Below are 18,736 nucleotides of genomic sequence, written 5' to 3'. Positions count from 1 at the left end.
CTACCGATATACCGAATAACGGAACGACGTTCCGTTATGCCGCAGGAGATAGTTGCTCCACCCGCGCAGGTGTAGAACAACGTGGGGCGGGAGTATGGGTGGAGGAAGCTACAACGAGCAAGTGTGCAGGGGCGGGACGTGGGTGCGACTGCGCTATATTTACTCCACCCCCGCTTGCCGCGCAGCATGCCCACGTGCGCCCTCCGCTCCCCGGCACCGCTTCAAGCCGCGTCGCACCGCTCACGCTCAGCTCCCCGTTCCCCGCCACCGCTTCACCCCCTCGCCGTCCTACTCACGCTCAGCTACTCACGCTCAGCTTCCCGCTCCCCGGTAACGCTTCACGCCGCGCCGCCATATCCACAGCCCGATCGCCCAGAAGATCACGCCCATGACCGGCGTCAGCCAAGCCATGACGAGATCGCGGTGCCGCTCCAGGAAGAACGAAGCCGGGTAGACGCCGACGAACGCGAACGGCAGCAGCCACGTCAACAGGAAGCGGATGCCCTTATTATAAATCTGAATCGGATAGCGCCCGTAGTTCTGAATGTTGTACATGAGCGGCGCGATGCCTGTCGGCGCGTCCGTGTAGAACGAGATGGTCGCGAGCGCGGTGTACAGTCCCATGTAGACGAGGACGGAGCCGAGCGTCATGACGATGAGCACGAGCGGATCGTACCAATGGAACGCCAGCCCCAGCTGCGACCAGGAGGCGCCCATGATGCACAGCCCGATCAGCGAGCCGATGAGCGAGGGCGGATCCACATTTTCGAGCATGACCTGGGTTAACGATCCGGCCGGGCGCGTCAGGATGCGGTCCATCTCGCCCTTGGCGATATAGCGCTCGCTGAAGTTCCACAGATTCGTGAACGTGCTGAAGATGCCGTACGGAATCATGAAGTAGCCGTAGACGAACACGACCTCGGCCTCGCTCCAGTCCCCCAGCGCGGGCGTGTGCTGGAACACGACGAAGATGAAGATCAGGTTCGTCGCCGAGAACATCAGGTCGGAGAACACTTCCACCCAGAAGTCGGCGCGGTACGTCAGCTTCGTCTTCATGTAATTCGCGATGTATTCCCGGAACAACGACAGGTTGAAAATCATTTGCTGCATCCGGCTCACCCCCCTTGCACGAACAGCCGCCTGCGCGCTGCCCGCCACATAAGCAGAATCGGCACGATCAGCACCGCGAACCAGATCGCTTGGACGGCAAGCGCGTTCCACACGTCCCCGCCGGCGAGCCGCCCCGTGAACACGGAGCTCGGCAAGTACGTGATCGCCGGGAACGGCAGCCAGTTCAGCGCCGCCTGCGCCCAGCCCGGGAAGAACGCCATCGGCAGAATGACGCCCGACAGCAGGTCGATGAGCACCCGTTTCATGCGCATGAGCCCCTCGTTGTTCTCCACGAAGAACGCGAACAGTCCGGTCATGAGATTCAGCTGCGTGTTGATGAGGAAGCTGAACCAGATCATGACGAAGAAGATGACCCACCGAACCGGGTCGGTCGGCAGCGACACTGGGAACATAAACGTGACAACGATCATCCCCGGCACCATGAGCAGCAAGAGGCGGAACACGCCTTCGCCCAGGCCCTGCATCATTTTCACCATTAGATAGGAGATCGGCCGCGTCATCTGCACCGCCACGCTGCCGTCGCGAATCTCATTCGAGATCTCGCGGTCGAGATTGTTGAAGTAGAACGCCCGCGCCATCCACGAGACGGCGATGTATGTCGTCATCTGCGCCACCGTGAAGCCGCCAAGCGTCTCCGCGCTGCCGTAGATGGCCTTCCACATGAAGTAGTACGCGCCGATGTTGATGGCATAAATAACGATGCCGCTGTAATAATTTACCCGATAAGCGAGCATCGTTAAGAAGCGGATACGAATAAAATCCAAATAAGCGCTAGCCACGGACAGCCTCCTTCGCCTGCTCCTTCGCCTCCGGGCTGCCGGTCTTGTAGATCTCGCGCACGATCTCATCGGTGTTCGTCTCGAAAATCTTAATGTCGCTGATCTCCGCCGCCGATCCGACGACCCGGGACAGCACATCCGACACGTTCAGCTCGCGCGGAATCCACACCTTCGCCGTCACCTCGTTCTCCTTCGTCCAGCGCACGCCTTCGAATCCGGAGGTCAAGCCGGATACGTCGAGGAGCGAGATCGGATCGGTGAATTGGAACTGCACCTCGCGTCCTTTGCCCCAGCGCTCCTTCAGCTCCTCGAGGCCGCCATCGTAGATGATCCGGCCGTCGTCGAGCATAATGACGCGGGAGCAGAGCGCTTCGATGTCCTGCAGATCGTGCGTCGTCAGCAGAATGGTTGTGCCGTACTCGCGGTTGAGCCGCTTGAGGAATTCGCGGATCTCTGTCTTCACGACGATGTCGAGACCGATCGTCGGCTCGTCCAGGAACAGAATAGACGGGTTGTGCAGCAGCGCCGCCACGAGCTCGCACCGCATCCGCTGGCCGAGACTTAGTTTGCGCACCGGGCGGTTGAGCAGATCGCCTAGCTGCAGCGTCTCCACCAGCTCGACCAGCCGCGCCTTGAAGTCGGCTTCGTCCACCTTGTATACCTTGCGGAGCAGGCGGAACGATTCGATGACGCCGATGTCCCACCACAGTTGGCTGCGCTGTCCGAACACGACGCCGATGCTGCCGACGAATTGCTCTCGCTCCTGATGCGGAACGAAGCCGTTCACCAGAATGCGTCCGGACGTCGGCACGAGAATGCCGGTCAGCATCTTGATCGTGGTCGACTTGCCCGCGCCGTTCTCGCCGATGTATCCGCATATCTCCCCTTGGGGAATCTGAAAGCTGATATCTTTAACCGCCATTACCTCGGTATGCTCGCGCTTGAACAGATCAAGCATGGCGCCCTTCAGGCCTTCGCGGTTCTTCTGCACTTTGAATTGCTTGCGCAGCTGATGTACATCGATTGCTAGCATGACTGTAAGGGTCCTCCTATTTTCGACAAAACTTGATTCTTTCCGTCGTGTAACTTTATAATTTTACAATAAGTCATCTAATTACACTAACCATTCCGCCCAAACGGCGCTAGCTAGCCGCGCCGCGAAAGGATAATGCCGATGCAAAGTAGATCCGAATCCAGAGCCAAGAAGAAGAAGCGTCTCAGGTGGTGGCATTGGGTGTTGTACAGCGTCCTTGGCGTCGCGGTAATCGCTCTATGCTTCACCGCATGGTATGTCTACAGCGGCTTCCAACAGCTGGACGACATGTCCAAGCCGTCGGACGAATCCCGCTTCAGCCAATTCACGGAGGATCCGGAAGTGGCGCCGCCGGAGTGGACTGGCACCGAGCGCGTCAACATCCTGCTCATGGGCGGAGACGATCGCGGCCTGAAGGAAGGCGAAGTCGCCCGTTCGGATTCGATGATGGTCGCTTCCTTCGATCCGGTGACGAAGGACGCTCACCTGTTCTCGGTGCTGCGTGATACGTACGCACCCATCCCCGGACACGGCAGCAGCCGGATTAACGCAGCCATCACGATGGGCGGTCCGGAGTTGGCGATGAAGACGATCGGGAATATGACGGGCCTCGATATCCAATATTACGTTTATGTCGACTTCCAAGGGTTTATTAAGCTGGTAGACGCCATCGGCGGCGTCGACTTCTACGTGGAGAAGGATATGAATTACTCCTCCAAGGCGGATAAGAATCAATACGATATCCATCTGGAGAAGGGCCAGCAGCATCTCGACGGCGAGAAAGCGCTCATGTATGTCCGTTTCCGGCATGACGCGATGAGCGACTTCACGCGAACCGAGCGGCAGCGAGCATTCTTGAAGGCCGTCGCCGACAAGCTGCAGAGCGGCTGGAACATCGTGCGGCTGCCGGACATTCTGAGCAAGGTCACGCCTTATATCGAGACGAACCTGCAGCCGAACGATATGCTGAAGCTCGCGAGCCTTGGCTTCAAGTCGCATCAGGCTGGGTCGGCGCAGCTGCCGCCGATGAATCTGCTCAAGGACATGAAGGTCGGCGGCGATTCCGTGCTCGGCATTACGAATGAAGAGAAGCTGAAGGATTACGTGCAGGAAGTGCTCGGCAAGGACGAGACGGAGACGCCGTCGTCATCCGCCTCCGCTTCTCCGTCGGCGGCGGATTCCGAGTAGGCGGGAAGCGCGGCGCAAGGCAGCAGAGTCGGCGCAGTGTGGAAAAGGAAGCCTATTAGAGGTATCCTGTAAGAGGCGTCCTGTAAGAACCGTCCTGTACGAAGCATGATGCAAGAAAACAAGCAGCCAATTAGGCGCAGACGAGGGGGCCGTCACTCAGACGGTCCCTCATTGCATTCTATCCCAAGGAATCAGAGGAGGTTATCGGATCATGGAGAGAGTTCGATCCGCACAATTATACGAGGAAGCGAAGCAGCATATCGTCGGGGGCGTGAACAGCCCGTCCCGTTCGTTCAAGGCGGTCGGCGGCGGCGCACCCGTCTTCATGGAAAGGGCGCAGGGCGCGTACTTCTGGGACGCGGACGGCAATAAGTACATAGACTACCTGGCCGCTTTCGGCCCGATCATTACCGGCCATGCCCATCCGCATGTGACCGAAGCGATCGTGCGCTCCGCGCAGAACGGCACGTTGTACGGCACGGCGACGGAACTGGAGATCACGCTCGCCCGCATGCTGAAGGAAGCGATCCCGTCGATGGACAAGGTGCGCTTCGTCAACTCCGGCACGGAGGCGGTCATGACGACGATCCGCGTCGCGCGCGCAGCGACGAAGCGCACGAAGATCATCAAGTTCGCCGGCTGCTACCACGGCCACTCCGACCTCGTGCTCGTCGCGGCCGGCTCCGGCCCGTCGACGCTCGGCATTCCCGACAGCGCCGGCATCCCGGTCAGCATCGCGAGCGAGGTCGTCACCGTTCCCTTCAACGAGCTGGACGGGCTGAAGCTGGCGCTCGAGCGCTGGGGCGACGACGTGGCGGCAGTCATGGTGGAGCCGATCGTCGGCAACTTCGGCATGGTCATGCCGAAGCCGGGCTTCCTCGAAGGCGTCTGCCGCCTGGCGCGGGAAGCCGGAGCGCTCGTCATCTATGACGAGGTCATCACGGCATTCCGGTTCCACTACGGCTCCACGCAGACGTTCGGCGCGGCGTTCCCCGATCTGGCCGCGATCGAGCCGGACCTGACGGCGCTCGGCAAGATCATCGGCGGCGGCTTGCCGATCGGCGCTTACGGCGGCCGGCGCGAAGTGATGGAGCAGGTCGCGCCGCTCGGCCCGGCCTACCAGGCGGGCACGATGGCGGGCAACCCCGCATCCATATCGGCGGGCATCGCCTGCCTCGAGGTGCTGCAGCAGCCTGGCGTGTACGAGCGCATGAACACGCAGGCCGTTCGGCTGACGGAAGGGCTGCACGATTCAGCCGCTCGCTATGGCGTACCGCTGACGATCAACCGCATCGTCGGCTCGTTCTCGACTCACTTCTGCGATCACCCGGTCACGAACTACGAAGAAGCGCAGGACACGGACGGCGAGCTGTTCGCGCGCTTCTTCTGCGAGATGCTGGAGCGCGGCATCTACCTCGCGCCGTCGAAGTACGAAGCGTGGTTCCTGACAACGGCCCACACCGACTCGGACATCGACGCTACGCTGGAAGCGGCGGAAGCTTCGTTCAAAGCGATGGCTTGAGGGTAAGGAGACCGCTCGCTAAGAGTTGGGGTGCAAGAGAGCCGGCCCGGTAAACGGCAAAAAAGGAAAGTCCTCTAGCTTAAGCCGTTAAGCTCGGGGACTTTCCCTTTTCCATTTATGATAATGAGCTATTGTTCGACTGCCACATCATACTTCTCAGCCACCGTGTGAAGCAAGTAATCCTCGATACGCTGGTAATCTCCGAGTTTGTCGCTGGAGATAACGATCGGTTCGTCCATCCCTTTGACCGACACTTTGACTCCCTGTACTTCAACGGTTCGAAATAGCTTCTTGACCTGTTCTGTGATTTTCTCCAACCGATCGATCTTGATGTATTCAATTGTTCTGGGCGATTGCTCCTTCTCCAGCGTAAGCACCATTTCTGTCGCATCCAAATTGACATCCACCGCTCTAAGCATCATGAATGTCCTCCTTTGGTTGACCCCGATCAGGGGCTCAGAATGGATGAGTTACGAGCTGGCGTCGGCAGAGTCCGATGTGTCGCCGGCTGTGTCGCTCCCGGCAGCGTCGCTTCCATCCGCAGCCGGTGTCTCAGCTGTAGAGCCAACGTCCTCCTGGATGGTATCCGTGCTCATGTCGCCTGCAGGCGCATTCTCGCTATTGCTGGAGCATCCGGCAGCCATCAGCAGCACAACGCCAAGCGCTAACAGTAGCAAATAAGAATACACTCTCTTCATGCGAGTTGCCTCCTTAAATAGATATTTGAATTGACGTGCCTATATGTCAGGTTCATATCCCCCTTTCTTTGATTCATCATATCTCACCTCTGCCGGAAGATTGCGGTATATGAGGGAATGTTCAGGATTCTCATGATTGTGAGTGCGCACAGCAGCCTAGGTGCATCTTCCGTCGGATTGCAAGCAAAAAAAGCCCCCCGCCGGATGCCGCTTAGAATGAAATCCGGCGGGGAGCCTCTATATTCTTATTCCGATGGGGAAGCGTCTCTGCTGCGTGAATTGCTGTCATTGCTGCTGTCCTAGCAGCTAGCTGCCGTTCTCGCCGCCGCTCACATCGTCATAGCGGCCGTCCACTTCCTTGGCCATCTTGCGATACAACGCAGTCTCTTCCGCGACCGGATCCCGCGTCGTCTGGATTCGCACTTCCCAGCGCGGTGGCAGCTGTGCCACCGCTTCCTCCGCCGGGTCCCGCACCTCGGACTCGTCCCCCATCAGTCGGCGAGCCAGCTCCAACTCCGCCTCGGAAGCCGCTTCGTCCAGTTGCGGCTCCTCCTGCCCTTCTCCAGCCTTGAGGTTCAGCGATTGATCGTTCCCTTCCACGGCCTCCGCCTCCTTCGTTCTTGTAGGATGGTCGAATAAATGCCATTTCATGAATCCGCCAGCTTCAGGCCGAATACCGGCCCGCCGTCTTCCCGACGGTGCCAGCCTGCCGACCTCCCAGCTCTGCCGCCTGATCGACGCTACTCGACTTGCAGCGCCTTCAGGAGCTCGCCGTGCACCGCGCCATTGCTGGCGGCCACATTGCGCACGCCCAAGTGATACGGTTCGCCGTTCAGATCCGTCACCTTGCCGCCGGCCTCTTCAACGAGCAGCGAGCCTGCCGCCAGATCCCAAGAGTTCAGCCCGATCTCCCAGAACCCGCTCAGCCGGCCCGCCGCGACGTAGGCCATATGCAACGCCGCAGATCCGGCGGTCCGAATGTTGCGCACCTGAGGCGCAACCGCTTGGATCTGCCGCAGATTCAACGGCAGCGCCATCTGATGGTCCGCCGGGAAGCCGGTGGCCACCAAGCTCTGGCGAAGCGACTGCTCCTTCGACACGTTCATCGGCTTGCCATGCACGTAAGCGCCCTTGCCCCGTTCCGCGACGAACAGCTCGTCCTTGGACGGATCGTAGACGACGCCGACGATCACCTGCCCCTTATGGGCAAGCGCGATCGACACGGAGAAGAACGGAAAACCGTGGACGAAGTTCGTTGTGCCGTCGATCGGATCGACGATCCACAAGTACTCGGCGTCTTCGACGGCTTCCAGCGCCTTCGCCGAAGCCTCGGGGCCGGGCTCCACTCCCTCTTCCCCCAGGAAAGAATGCTGAGGGAAATGGGTAGCGATCAGATTGCGGATCAATCGCTCAGACCCCTTGTCCACTTCCGTCACGAGATCGTGCATCGAATATTTCAGATCCGGCTCCGCGAAGCGTCCGATGCGGCTCTTAATCCATTCGCCCGCCTTGGACGCGCTGTTGACGGCCACGGCCGTGAAGCTCTTTATACCGATGATCGAATCCATTTCCATCCCCCATAACATCATAATTAATCCACGCGAATGATCGCAGATCCCTTGAATGCGAGTTGTCCTTGCTACCTTTATTTACGTCATAGTCCTCCTTCGCGTTCCGGCGATATTCCCGGATGAATCGACTCGGCAGGCTGTTATATCTCTCGGAATCCCTTAATGATTAAGTAGACGGCCACCAGCAGCAGCGTCGTCCGAAGCAGCCACATCAGCTGCTTGCCGCTCAGCTTGGACGCGATAACCGCGCCGATCCGGCCGCCGACGATCGCGCCTGGCGCCAGAGCCAGGAATAAATAGCCATCGATATTGCCATTCCATAGATGAACGCCGCTTCCCAGCACCGACGAGAGCAGAATGACGAACATGGAAGTCGCCGTCGCCAGATGAGGCGGGAACCGGAACAATAGCACCATTAGCGGAACGAACAGCGACCCGCCGCCGATGCCGAACAGACCGGAGGCGATGCCCACGCCCGCTCCGATGGTCAAAGCCATCGTCAGATTGTAGCCGTAGGAATAAGTGTTGCCGCTCCCGTCCGTGAACGTGCGCTGAATGCTCCATTGAATCTGAAGCGGCTTCATCCGTTCCCTGGCGATCATAAGCCCGAACATGACGAGCATGAACAAGCCGAACGCCAACTGGAACGGGCCTTGAGGTATGTATTCCGTCACCGCAGCGCCGGCCATCGCCGCCGGGCCGCTCGTTGCGAAGAACAGCCATCCCGTTCGAAAATCTACCTTGCCCTGCTTCTTATACGTCCAAGTCGCCGACAAGGCGGTGAAGATCAGCACCGCAAGCGATGTCCCGACCGCGTTCTGCGATGGAATCGTCTCTTCGAATAAAGCAGGACCTAGCAGGACGAGAGACGGTACGATGACGATCCCCCCGCCTAACCCTACGATGCTTCCGAACACAGCGGAGACCGCTCCGATCAGTACCATTGCTGCCCATGCCAAAGCCAGCCACATGCGAACTCATTCCTTTGTCGCGGAGCGCTTCGTTCACTTTCCCCGCTCCTATTCTAACTGCTGGGCATCCACTGGCTGCCCGCCGGTCAACCCTTGGCTTGCTCGCCGAAGAACATCTCGTATGCAAGCGCGGTCTGAATCCGAGATTCTTCATCGGTTAATCGCCGAACCAGCTCCATCTCCACTTCTGTCACTTCTTCGCCTTGGAAGTTGATCTCCGCGATCGACGCGACGATGCGAACGATGGCGACAGCCTTGTTGTCAGGAGCATAAGCGATCACCTTCTGGCCGGTCGGATAGACGCGGAAGCTCTTCTTCACCATTTTGCCGCGCCCGTATTCGAGCAGCTCGTACAGCTCCTGCTCCGACTTGAATTTGCACACGGAATTGAATTCGGTCTGGAATCCCATACTGATCCTCCTGTTCTCGCCCATTTGGCGGAACATTCTTACCCGCATTATAGCACAACCCTTTCCACGCCTGACGTTTGGGTTGGCTTAAGAAGAATTATTCCGACTCTTCGAAAAAAAAAAGCCTCCGAGGCCGTTCCGCCGCCGAAGGCTTGCTATTGGCACATCGCCGAAGGCAGAACGGCTTACTCGCCGACGCCGTAATCGATCGACTGCTTCTCCTCGTAGCGTTCGATCGCCAGCCGGATCAGCTCATCCAGCAGCTCGCGGTAGGATAAGCCGGATTCCTTCCACATGAGCGGATACATGCTGAACGGGGTGAAGCCCGGCATCGTGTTCACTTCATTGATGAACAGCGCCCCGTCGCTCTTGCGCAGGAAGAAGTCCGCGCGGCACAGGCCCGAGCCGTCGATTGCCAGGAACGCGCGGACAGCCATCTCTCGGACAGCCTGCGCCGTCTCCGGCGGAATGTCGGCAGGGATGACCATGACGGACTTGCCATCCGTGTACTTCGCCTTATAATCATAGAATTCGTGGGAGCTGACGATCTCTCCCGGCACCGAAGCGCGCGGCTCGTCGTTGCCAAGCACGGCCACTTCGATCTCTCGGGCGTCGACGAATTCCTCGACAACGACTTTGCGGTCGTAACGCAGAGCTTCCTCGATGCCCGCGATCAGCTCTTCGCGATCGCGCGCTTTGGAGATGCCGACGCTCGATCCAAGGTTGGCCGGCTTGACGAAGCATGGGTACCCCAGACTCTCCTCGATGCCCGTGAGCAGGCTCTCCCGGTCACGCTTCCAATGGAACCGGGTGAAGTAGCGATAGCCGACCTGCGGCAGGCCCGCCTGCGCGAACATTGTCTTCATCGCGGCCTTGTCCATGCCGGCCGCGGAAGCGAGCACGCCCGCTCCGACGTATGGCATGCCTGCCATCTCGAACAGCCCCTGAATCGTGCCGTCTTCGCCGAACGTGCCGTGAAGCAGCGGGAACATGACGTCAATAACCCGTTCGTCCGCCCCTGCGTTCGCTTCCGTTGCGGCCAGCGCGCTGCCTTGCATGCCGCGAAGCACCGGCTGCAGCCCTTGGCTTTGCGCTTGCAAACCGCCGTCCTCCGAGCCGGCTTCGTTCACCGTGCCATACTGCAGCTCGGCAACCGCCGAAGGAGGAGCCTGCAGCAGCGGACCCGAATGCCATTGGCCCGTCTTCGATATATAGAACGGAATGAGTTCGTATTTGTCATAATCGAATGATTTGAGCACCGCGAGCGCGGTTTGAAGCGATACTTCGTGCTCTCCCGAGCGTCCGCCGTAGACAAGGCCGACTCTTACTTTGTGTCCCATGGGTATCCTCCGGTTTCACCTTAGAAGTCGTCGCCCGACACCTAGAATTCGTCGGCGATATGATAGAAGCGATATCGGGTCCGCTCCGTCCACGCATACGAATCGCGATAATCCCAATAGCGGCGGCGGCTGCTCACCGTATTGGCGTTCACGAGCGGCATGCCGTCAGGCGTGAACGCAGTCACGATCGTATTGTGCTGGAATCGGCCGCTGCCATCCCAGTCGTAGCAGATGACGTCGCCTAGCATCAGGTCGAGCGGCGAATCCATCGCCTCCGCTCGAAGGCCGGCAGACCGCGGCTGCCGCAAATAATGCTGCAGACCGTTGGCCACCGCCCAGCTGTAGCTCCAGAGCTCCTGGCCGTTCGTACGTCCCTTGTACCACCAGCCCGATTCTCTTTTTCCAGTATAGTTCATCGGTGCCCCCCCTGCAAAGATGCATTGGGACACGTAATTCGTGCAGTTAACCTCCATGTCGACATAAGCAGGATTCAGCTCGTTCCACCACTTCTCCGCGTAAGCGACAGCCGATTCTCTGCGGTATGGAATGCCTCTTCGAGTCCAGTCGGACCAGCTGTCGCCCCAGCCGATCGCGCCTGCCGAAGGACCGGCCAGCACTTTGGACTTGAACTTCGTCGCCGCCGTCGGATTAATGTAGGGAATCGAGGGAATGGACGCCTTGGGATCCCACCAAGCCTCCGGTCCGCTCTCGTCTATCGTCCACGCCTCCGCGCTGCGCTCCGTCACCAGCGGATCGATCCGATCGATCCGCCACTTGCCTCCCGTTCGGACGAAGTGGATTCGCTCCAGCTCGACCCGCTCCTCCTGCCAGGACACCCCATCCTGCTCATAGGAGCGGATCAGGTGAAGCTGCAGATCGCATTCGCCGTCGTTCTTCCGTTCCGACTTGCGAAGCAGCCGAGCGCGAATCTCGCTGCGAACGGGCTTCATGCTCTCGTCCCGCTCCCGGCTGGACAACGCCTCGAAGCGCCGTGCCAGGCGTGCCCGATGGGCGGGATCGTGCACTCGCCGGAGCGGCTCCGTCCGGCTGTTCAGCCCGTCTTCATTCACCGCGTTCACGTAGTCCACCAACACTTGCTGCCAACCGTTCTCCCGATCCGGCACCGGACTTCCCCCTTCCGCCTAGTGCAGATTGCGTCCTTTCATTTTATGCGCGCCGGACGGCCCGCATGCCGGAATCCGGAAGGTGCGGATGAATCCGGCTTCCGGTGTGGTATCCTAATCAGATGTGAGATAATCGCCGGATACGGTCTATGATTCGGTGTGGAATGCCTGCGATTTCCGTCTCGTTCAGGCGAATTACATCTTTACGGAGCAGGCTGCAAGCGGTATACTGATTTCGAGGATTAATTATGAAATCAAGTTTCACTGTATGAAACTAATTCAGGAGGCTGATTCTATTGTCTAACCTGCCGTATCAGGTTCAGGCAGACCTGCAGGCCGCCGGCCAGACGTACCGGTACTACAACCTGCAAGGTTTGGAAGCGCAAGGCGCAGGCCCTGTCTCCAAGCTGCCCTTCTCCATGAAAGTGCTGCTTGAAGCGGCGATCCGTCAATTCGACGGCCGCGCCATTACGCAGGAGCATGTGAAGCAACTCGCGAACTGGGCGAACGGACGCGACGACAAGGAGATTCCGTTCATCCCCGCGCGCATTGTGCTGCAAGACTTCACGGGTGTACCCGTCGTCGTCGACCTGGCCGCCATGCGCGAGACCGTGAAGAAGGCGGGCGGCGACCCGAAGCGCATCAACCCGCTCGTTCCCGTCGATCTCGTGATCGACCACTCCGTCATGGTTGACGCCTTCGGCACCGCCGATGCTCTGCAATACAACATGGATGTTGAATTCGAGCGCAACGAAGAACGCTACCGCTTCCTTCGCTGGGCGCAGACGGCGTTCGATAACTTCCGCGCCGTACCGCCGGCGACCGGCATCGTGCACCAGGTCAATCTGGAGTACCTGGCATCGGTAGCTGCGACGAAGAATAAAGACGGCGTCACGGAAGTCTATCCGGATTCGCTCGTCGGCACCGATTCCCACACGACCATGATCAACGGTCTCGGCGTCGTGGGCTGGGGCGTTGGCGGTATCGAAGCTGAAGCCGGCATGCTCGGCCAGCCGCTGTACTTCGTCATGCCGGAGGTTATCGGCTTCCGTCTGACCGGCCGCTTGGCCGAAGGCGCGACAGCGACTGACCTGGCGCTGACCGTGACCCAGATGCTCCGCAAGAAAGGCGTTGTCGGCAAGTTCGTCGAGTTCTTCGGCTCCGGCTTGTCCAACATCAGCCTGGCAGACCGTGCGACGGTCGCCAACATGGCGCCGGAATACGGCGCTACGATCGGCTTCTTCCCGGTCGACAATGAGACGCTGAACTACATGCGCCTGACCGGCCGCGACGAGAAGCAGATCGAGCTCGTTGAAGCTTATTACAAGGCGCAAGGCATGTTCCGCACCGACGAGACGCCGGATCCGGTATTCTCCGACATCCTCGAGCTCGACCTGTCCACGATTGTGCCGAGCCTCGCTGGACCGAAGCGTCCGCAGGACCGCGTCGAACTGACGGCGATGAAGAAGGAATTCAATGAAATCATCCGCACGCCGATCGACAAGGGCGGCTACGGCCTGTCCGAAGAGAAGATCGCCGCTGAGGCGGAAGTGAAGCATAAGAACGGCAAGACGAGCAAGCTCAGCACGGGAGCCGTCGTCATCGCCGCGATCACGAGCTGCACGAACACGTCGAACCCGAGCGTTATGGTTGGCGCTGGTCTCGTCGCGAAGAAGGCCGTCGAGCTTGGCTTAACGAAGCCGGAATACGTGAAGAGCTCGCTGACGCCGGGATCGCTCGTCGTGACCGAGTACCTGACCAAAGCGGGACTGCTGCCTTACCTCGAGAAGCTTGGCTTCTACGTAGCCGGCTATGGCTGCGCGACCTGTATCGGCAACTCCGGCCCGCTTCCGGACGAAGTCAGCGAAGCAATCGCCGATAACGACCTGACCGTCGCTGCCGTCCTCTCTGGCAACCGGAACTTCGAAGGCCGCGTCCACGCGCAGGTCAAAGCGAACTACCTCGCTTCGCCGCCGCTTGTCGTCGCTTACGCGCTTGCCGGCAACGTGAACATCGACCTGACAAGCGAGCCGATTGGCTACGGCAAGGAAGGCCAGCCGGTATACCTGAAGGACATCTGGCCGACGAATGAGGAGATTCAAGACGCCGTCTCCAAGTCGCTTAACCCGTCGATGTTCCGCGCCAAGTACGAGAACGTCTTCACGCAGAACGAGCAGTGGAACAAGATTCCGGTGCCGAAGGGCGAACTGTACGAATGGGATCCGAAGTCGACCTACATCGCGAACCCGCCGTTCTTCACCGGACTGAGCTCCGAGCCAGGCGACATCGCCGACATCAAGAGCGCACGCGTCCTCGCGCTGATGGGCGACTCCGTCACGACGGACCATATCTCGCCGGCCGGCAACATCAAGGCCGACAGCCCTGCAGGCAAGTATCTTCAAGAGCACGGCGTTGAGAAGAAGGACTTCAACTCGTACGGTTCCCGCCGCGGACACCACGAGGTCATGATGCGCGGCACATTCGCCAACATTCGGATCCGCAACCAAGTGGCTCCGGGCACAGAAGGCGGCGTTACTACGTATCTGCCGACGGATGAAGTCATGTCCATCTATGATGCATCGATGAAGTATCAGGACAGCGGTACGAATCTCGTCGTCATCGCAGGCAAAGAGTACGGCACCGGCTCCTCCCGCGACTGGGCGGCCAAAGGAACGTTCCTGCTCGGCGTCAAGGCGGTTATCGCCGAGAGCTTCGAGCGGATTCACCGCTCTAACCTCGTAGGCATGGGCGTACTCCCGCTGCAGTTCCAGCCGGGACAAAGCTGGAAGTCGCTCGGCATCACCGGCCGCGAGACGTTCGAGATTGCCGGTCTGGGCAACGACGTGCAGCCAGGCCAGACAATCACCGTCACCGCAACGCGCGAAGACGGCTCGACGTTCGAGTTCCCGGTTATCGTCCGCCTCGACTCGATGGTCGATGTCGACTACTACCGCAACAGCGGCATTCTGCAGACGGTTCTGCGCCAGATGCTCAAAGCGCAATAAGACAGCTGCAGTTGCAGCATGAACAGCCCGCAGGGAGGCGACTCCCGCGGGCTGTTCTGTTCCGTCCGCATGTTGGCTGGAATATTTTGTTCCGACCAGCGAAGATGCGCTATAATGGGGAACGGAGGTGAAGCCCAGATGGCTGCTATTAGACATTGGTTAAGGCGTAACTGGACAGCCATTGTCGGGGGTATCATCGCCCTTCTGCTGGTCGTCGCTTTCTTTAAGAGTTGGCCTTATGTGATTTATCAAGCCGGATCTGCCGAACCCGTTCATCCCCGGGTCGAGACCAGGCATCCGTTAGACGAGAAGGGCTCCTTCTTGTTCACAACCGTGTCCACCCGTTCCAGGCCGAACGCATTCGAGCTGCTCTATGCGCGCTTGAATCCGCGTATGGACATCACGACAGAGGAGAGCGCGACGGGCGGCACCGTCAACCTGGCGGCGTACCGCAACCTGCTCGCTTGGATGCGGGACAGCTCGGAGGACGGGGCGCTGATCGCTGCCTATACCGCATTGAAGAAGGATATTCAGATCGCTATGGACGGCACGATCGTTACCAGTCTTGAAGAGCAGTCCAAAGCCCGAGAGCATGGCCTTCAGGAAGGGGACGTCATAACGGCGGTTGACGGGCAAGAAGCCAAGTCGCCGCAGGAGTTGACGAGCATCTTGTCAGCCAAGAAGCCGGGCGACGTCGTTAAGCTGACCGGCACGCGCGGCGGCAAGCCGTTCGAGGTGTCGGTGCCGCTCATCCAGATGGACGAGACGGGAAGAGCCGGCGTCGGCTTCAGGCCGGACGCGGTGTTGGATGTGACGGCGCCCGATCCTGTGAAATTCAACTTTGACGATATTGGCGGCCCGTCGGCCGGCCTGATGATGACACTGGAGATTGTAGCGCAGCTCAAAGGCGAGGATCTGACGCGCGGCTACCGTATCGCGGGCACCGGCACGATCGCGGCGGACGGATCGGTCGGCCAGATCGGCGGCATCCAATACAAGCTGATGGCGGCCGATCGGGAGAAGGCGGATTACTTCCTGGTGCCGTACGTCGAGTCGGGGCAATACAGCAATTGGAACGAGGCCGAAGCGACGGTGAAGAAGCTGAATCTAGATCTGCAGCTCGTGAAGGTGTCGTCGCTGCAGGACGCGCTGAACTTCCTTGAGGAGCTCGAGGAGAAGAAATGAAAGTAATCCTTCTTGAGCAAGAGATCGCGGTTCCGCGCAAATGTAGGTAAATGGATTACTCTCTTGTGCGAGAAATCGCGGTTCCGCGCAAATGTAGGTAACTGAATTACTCTCTTAAGCAAGAAATCGCGGTTCCTCGCAAATGTAGGTAACTGGATTACCCTCCTGTGCGAGAAATCGCGGTTCTGCGCAAATGTAGGTAACTGGATTACCCTCCTGTGCGAGTGATCGCGGTTCCGCGCAAATGTAGGTAACTGGATTACTCTCTTGTGCGAGAAATCGCGGTTCCGCGCAAATGTAGGTAACTGAATTACTATCTTAAGCAAGAAATCGCGGTTCCGCGCAAATGTAGGTAACTGAATTACTCTCTTAAGCAAGAAATCGCGGTTCCGCGCAAATGTAGGTAACTGGATTACTCTCTTAAGCAAGAAATCGCGGTTCTGCGCAAATGTAGGTAACTGGATTACCTTCTTGAGCGAGAGATCGCGGTTCTGCGCAATTGCTCCGCCACGCGGCGGCTACTGCGACCATAGTGCTGGCTACACGCCCGTCCCGCCTAGCAGCATTCCCATGCGCCGCGCCGCCTCCATAACCGCCGGCGCGCGTTCGCGCATGATGTCCGCCGTCAGCCGGTTCGACGGGCCGGATACCGACAGCGCCGCGTACAGCTTGCCCGAGCGGTCGAAGATCGGCGCCGAGATCGCCGCCGCCCCCGCCTCGCGCTCCTCGAAGCTGGTCGCGTAGCCAAGCGCCGCAATCTCCTGCAGCTGCTCGAGGTAAGCATCCCGATCCTTCGGCGCCGGCCAGCTCACTTCGGCGAGCAGCGCATCCCGCTCGCCCGCATCGCCGAAGGCGAGCAGCACCTTGCTCGATGCGCCGACCGTCAGCGGCAGACGCGCGCCGACCGGAGCTACCCGGCGCACGGCTTGCTCGCTCTGCACCGCTTGAATACGTACGCGGTCGTTCCGATCGCGCACGTACAAGCTGACCGTCTCTCCGAGCTGGTCGCGCAGGCGTTCCATCTCACCCAGCAGCACGACGGCAGGATCGCTTGCTCGCGCATGGGCGGACAGCTCCAGAATGCGGAGGCCGAGCCGGTATTTCTCCGTCGCTTCGTCACGAAAGACGAACCCCTTCTGCTCGAGGGTCGCCAGCATTCGATGAACGGTACTCTTATGCAAGCCCACTCGCTGGGCGATCTCCGTCAGTCCCCAATCGCTCCCCGTCGTGAAGCAGAGCATCACGTCCAGCGCTCGCTCAACAGCCCGAATCGTTCGCTTCTCTTCTTCCATCGCCGAACCTCCTTGGTTTCACTCTGTGAAACATCGGTACACTCAGTATAACCGATGCTCCCACTTGAGTAAATGCCGGAATCGCCGTATTACAGTTGCATTACGGCGTTCTTACAATTCGACAAGCTCCGTTGACGCTGGTCATGCGCCCTTATACGATTAAATTAATATTAGAAATCGTTTCATTTACCTTTTCAACACGATCAGACTCACATGGGCAAGGAGATGATGACGATGAGCACAGCCGCAGCCTATAACTCTTATCCTCTGGAAGCGCTCCCAGCGCCCGCATTGCCGGATGAATCGTTCACTGCCGCCGCAGCCATCCCGAAGAAGAAGTACGGCTGGATCTCCACGGCCCTGATCTCCATCATTGCCGCAGCCTTCTTCCTGTTCTCCGCCGCCTCCGTCGTCGCCGCCTGGGCGATCTCCTACCCGCCGGTCGGCGCCCTTGCCTCCAACCCGATGCTCGCCCGCGGCCTCGCTTATGAAGACGTATCGTTCCCGAGCCTGGACGGCAGCTCGCAGGTGAACGGCTGGTGGATTCCGTCCGCAAGCGGCCGGACCGTCGTGCTCAGCCACGGCTACGGTACGAACCGCGAGGAAGAGTGGGTACCGATGTACGACATCGCTAGCTTGCTGCACGGACTGGATTACAACGTGCTCATGTTCGATTACGGCTATGCCAACGCCGAGCATCGGCTTCCCGCCACCGGAGGCGTTACCGAATCGCAGCAGCTGCTGGGAGCGCTTGAGTTCGCGAAGTCCCAAGGGAGCTCCAAGTTGATTGTCTGGGGCTTCTCCATGGGAGCCGGAACCGCGCTTCAGGCAGCCTTGCAGACCGATCTGATCGACGGCATGATCCTTGACAGCACATTCATCCCGGATGAGGAATCCATCTATTACAACATTAACCGCTACGTGAACCTTCCGAAGAGCTTGGCTACCCAATGGATTCGCAAGCTTGTCCCGATGTTCTCCGGCGCCAGCTTGGATCAGATTCCATCCGCTGAAGTCCAATCGACGGCGTTCCCGTATCCGATTCTGCTCATCCACGGTACCGATGACGACAAGTCGCCGGCCGCCATCTCCGAGAACATCGCCGCATCCCAGACGAATCCGCTGTCGCAGCTGTGGAGCGTCCCAGGCGCCATACACGAGATGATCTTCCGCACGCATCCGGAAGAATACGTGCAGCGGACGACGGCTTTCCTGCAGGCGATCGACGCGGACACCCTAGCTAGCATAGATGCGCAATAGCATATGCCGCCTCAGTCACCTCAGTCACCTCAGTCACCTCAGTCACCGAAGTTACCTAAGTCATCTAAGTCACCTAAGTCACCTAAGTCAGCTAAGCCGCTAAAGCACTGAAGCCGCCTAAATCACCGCAACAGCGTATAACACCGATATCGCCCTAGTCTCCATAGCGGCTAAAGACGCCGACGCAGCATAGACGCTGCAGACGACAAACAAGCCCTGACCAACCT

Annotated in this window: 17 protein-coding genes; 5 read left to right on the top strand and 12 right to left on the bottom strand. The window is 59.3% G+C overall.

Annotated features, from left to right (window positions below):
- Positions 1-312: 312 nt before the first annotated feature.
- Genes H4Q31_RS17160 through H4Q31_RS17150 form a run of 3 tightly spaced genes read right to left on the bottom strand, consistent with a single transcriptional unit; the run spans position 313 to position 2,943 of the window.
- Entirely contained in the window at positions 313-1,101 is a 789-nt protein-coding gene (locus tag H4Q31_RS17160; RefSeq protein WP_221626882.1) for an ABC transporter permease, read from the bottom strand.
- Between the two features lie 14 nt (positions 1,102-1,115).
- Positions 1,116-1,910, bottom strand: coding sequence for an ABC transporter permease (locus tag H4Q31_RS17155; protein WP_185180281.1), 795 nt, complete (start codon positions 1,908-1,910; stop codon positions 1,116-1,118).
- Positions 1,903-2,943, bottom strand: coding sequence for an ABC transporter ATP-binding protein (locus H4Q31_RS17150; RefSeq protein ID WP_185180280.1), 1,041 nt, complete (start codon positions 2,941-2,943; stop codon positions 1,903-1,905). Before H4Q31_RS17150 ends, H4Q31_RS17155 begins: the two co-directional genes overlap by 8 nt.
- Positions 2,944-3,084: 141 nt before the next feature.
- Between H4Q31_RS17150 and H4Q31_RS17145 the strand changes: the two genes are divergently transcribed.
- Both H4Q31_RS17145 and H4Q31_RS17140 read left to right on the top strand, forming a co-directional pair.
- Entirely contained in the window at positions 3,085-4,131 is a 1,047-nt protein-coding gene (locus H4Q31_RS17145) for an LCP family protein (RefSeq protein ID WP_245347436.1), read from the top strand.
- 211 nt (positions 4,132-4,342) lie between these two features.
- Positions 4,343-5,653, top strand: a complete 1,311-nt coding sequence (locus H4Q31_RS17140; RefSeq protein ID WP_185180278.1) for a glutamate-1-semialdehyde 2,1-aminomutase — start codon at positions 4,343-4,345, stop codon at positions 5,651-5,653.
- 128 nt (positions 5,654-5,781) lie between these two features.
- On the opposite strand, the gene H4Q31_RS17135 is transcribed toward H4Q31_RS17140, so the two are convergent.
- The 8 genes from H4Q31_RS17135 to H4Q31_RS17100 all read right to left on the bottom strand — a co-directional run bounded on the left by H4Q31_RS17135 (position 5,782) and on the right by H4Q31_RS17100 (position 11,767).
- The gene (locus tag H4Q31_RS17135; RefSeq protein ID WP_185180277.1) at positions 5,782-6,075 is read right to left on the bottom strand and encodes a hypothetical protein; all 294 of its coding nucleotides are present in this window, start codon (positions 6,073-6,075) and stop codon (positions 5,782-5,784) included.
- Between the two features lie 48 nt (positions 6,076-6,123).
- The gene (locus tag H4Q31_RS17130; protein ID WP_185180276.1) at positions 6,124-6,351 is read right to left on the bottom strand and encodes a hypothetical protein; all 228 of its coding nucleotides are present in this window, start codon (positions 6,349-6,351) and stop codon (positions 6,124-6,126) included.
- 306 nt (positions 6,352-6,657) lie between these two features.
- Positions 6,658-6,951 carry a hypothetical protein gene (locus H4Q31_RS17125; protein ID WP_311771751.1) on the bottom strand — a complete coding sequence of 98 codons (294 nt, stop codon included), beginning with the start codon at positions 6,949-6,951 and terminating at the stop codon, positions 6,658-6,660.
- A gap of 140 nt (positions 6,952-7,091) precedes the next feature.
- Entirely contained in the window at positions 7,092-7,919 is an 828-nt protein-coding gene (locus H4Q31_RS17120) for an inositol monophosphatase family protein (protein ID WP_185180275.1), read from the bottom strand.
- 143 nt (positions 7,920-8,062) lie between these two features.
- Positions 8,063-8,893, bottom strand: a complete 831-nt coding sequence (locus tag H4Q31_RS17115) for a sulfite exporter TauE/SafE family protein (RefSeq protein ID WP_245347437.1) — start codon at positions 8,891-8,893, stop codon at positions 8,063-8,065.
- Positions 8,894-8,979: 86 nt separating this feature from the next.
- On the bottom strand, positions 8,980-9,303 hold the full coding sequence (locus H4Q31_RS17110) for a hypothetical protein (RefSeq protein WP_185180274.1): 324 nt from the start codon (positions 9,301-9,303) through the stop codon (positions 8,980-8,982).
- A 185-nt stretch (positions 9,304-9,488) separates the two neighbouring features.
- A complete protein-coding gene (locus tag H4Q31_RS17105) occupies positions 9,489-10,643 on the bottom strand; it encodes a D-alanine--D-alanine ligase (protein WP_185180273.1) in 1,155 nt (384 codons plus the stop codon).
- 41 nt (positions 10,644-10,684) lie between these two features.
- Complete coding sequence (locus H4Q31_RS17100) at positions 10,685-11,767, bottom strand: amidase domain-containing protein (RefSeq protein WP_311771750.1); 1,083 nt, start codon at positions 11,765-11,767, stop codon at positions 10,685-10,687.
- Positions 11,768-12,057: 290 nt separating this feature from the next.
- On the opposite strand from H4Q31_RS17100, the gene acnA reads away from it, so the two are divergent.
- Both acnA and H4Q31_RS17090 read left to right on the top strand, forming a co-directional pair.
- The gene (gene acnA / locus H4Q31_RS17095; RefSeq protein WP_185180295.1) at positions 12,058-14,772 is read left to right on the top strand and encodes an aconitate hydratase AcnA; all 2,715 of its coding nucleotides are present in this window, start codon (positions 12,058-12,060) and stop codon (positions 14,770-14,772) included.
- Positions 14,773-14,910: 138 nt separating this feature from the next.
- Positions 14,911-15,957: a YlbL family protein gene (locus tag H4Q31_RS17090; protein ID WP_185180272.1), complete on the top strand. Its 1,047-nt coding sequence runs from the start codon at positions 14,911-14,913 to the stop codon at positions 15,955-15,957.
- Between the two features lie 539 nt (positions 15,958-16,496).
- On the opposite strand, the gene H4Q31_RS17085 is transcribed toward H4Q31_RS17090, so the two are convergent.
- The gene (locus H4Q31_RS17085) at positions 16,497-17,249 is read right to left on the bottom strand and encodes an IclR family transcriptional regulator (protein WP_185180271.1); all 753 of its coding nucleotides are present in this window, start codon (positions 17,247-17,249) and stop codon (positions 16,497-16,499) included.
- A 234-nt stretch (positions 17,250-17,483) separates the two neighbouring features.
- Here H4Q31_RS17085 and H4Q31_RS17080 point away from each other — a divergent pair, with 234 nt between their 5' ends.
- The gene (locus H4Q31_RS17080; RefSeq protein WP_185180270.1) at positions 17,484-18,509 is read left to right on the top strand and encodes an alpha/beta hydrolase; all 1,026 of its coding nucleotides are present in this window, start codon (positions 17,484-17,486) and stop codon (positions 18,507-18,509) included.
- Positions 18,510-18,736 lie beyond the last annotated feature (227 nt).

This window comes from Cohnella lubricantis (assembly GCF_014212015.1).
Classification (GTDB): Bacteria; Bacillota; Bacilli; order Paenibacillales; family Paenibacillaceae; genus Cohnella; species Cohnella lubricantis.
Note: the sequence above shows the minus strand (reverse complement) of the source record. Positions and strands in the feature narration are given on the sequence as shown.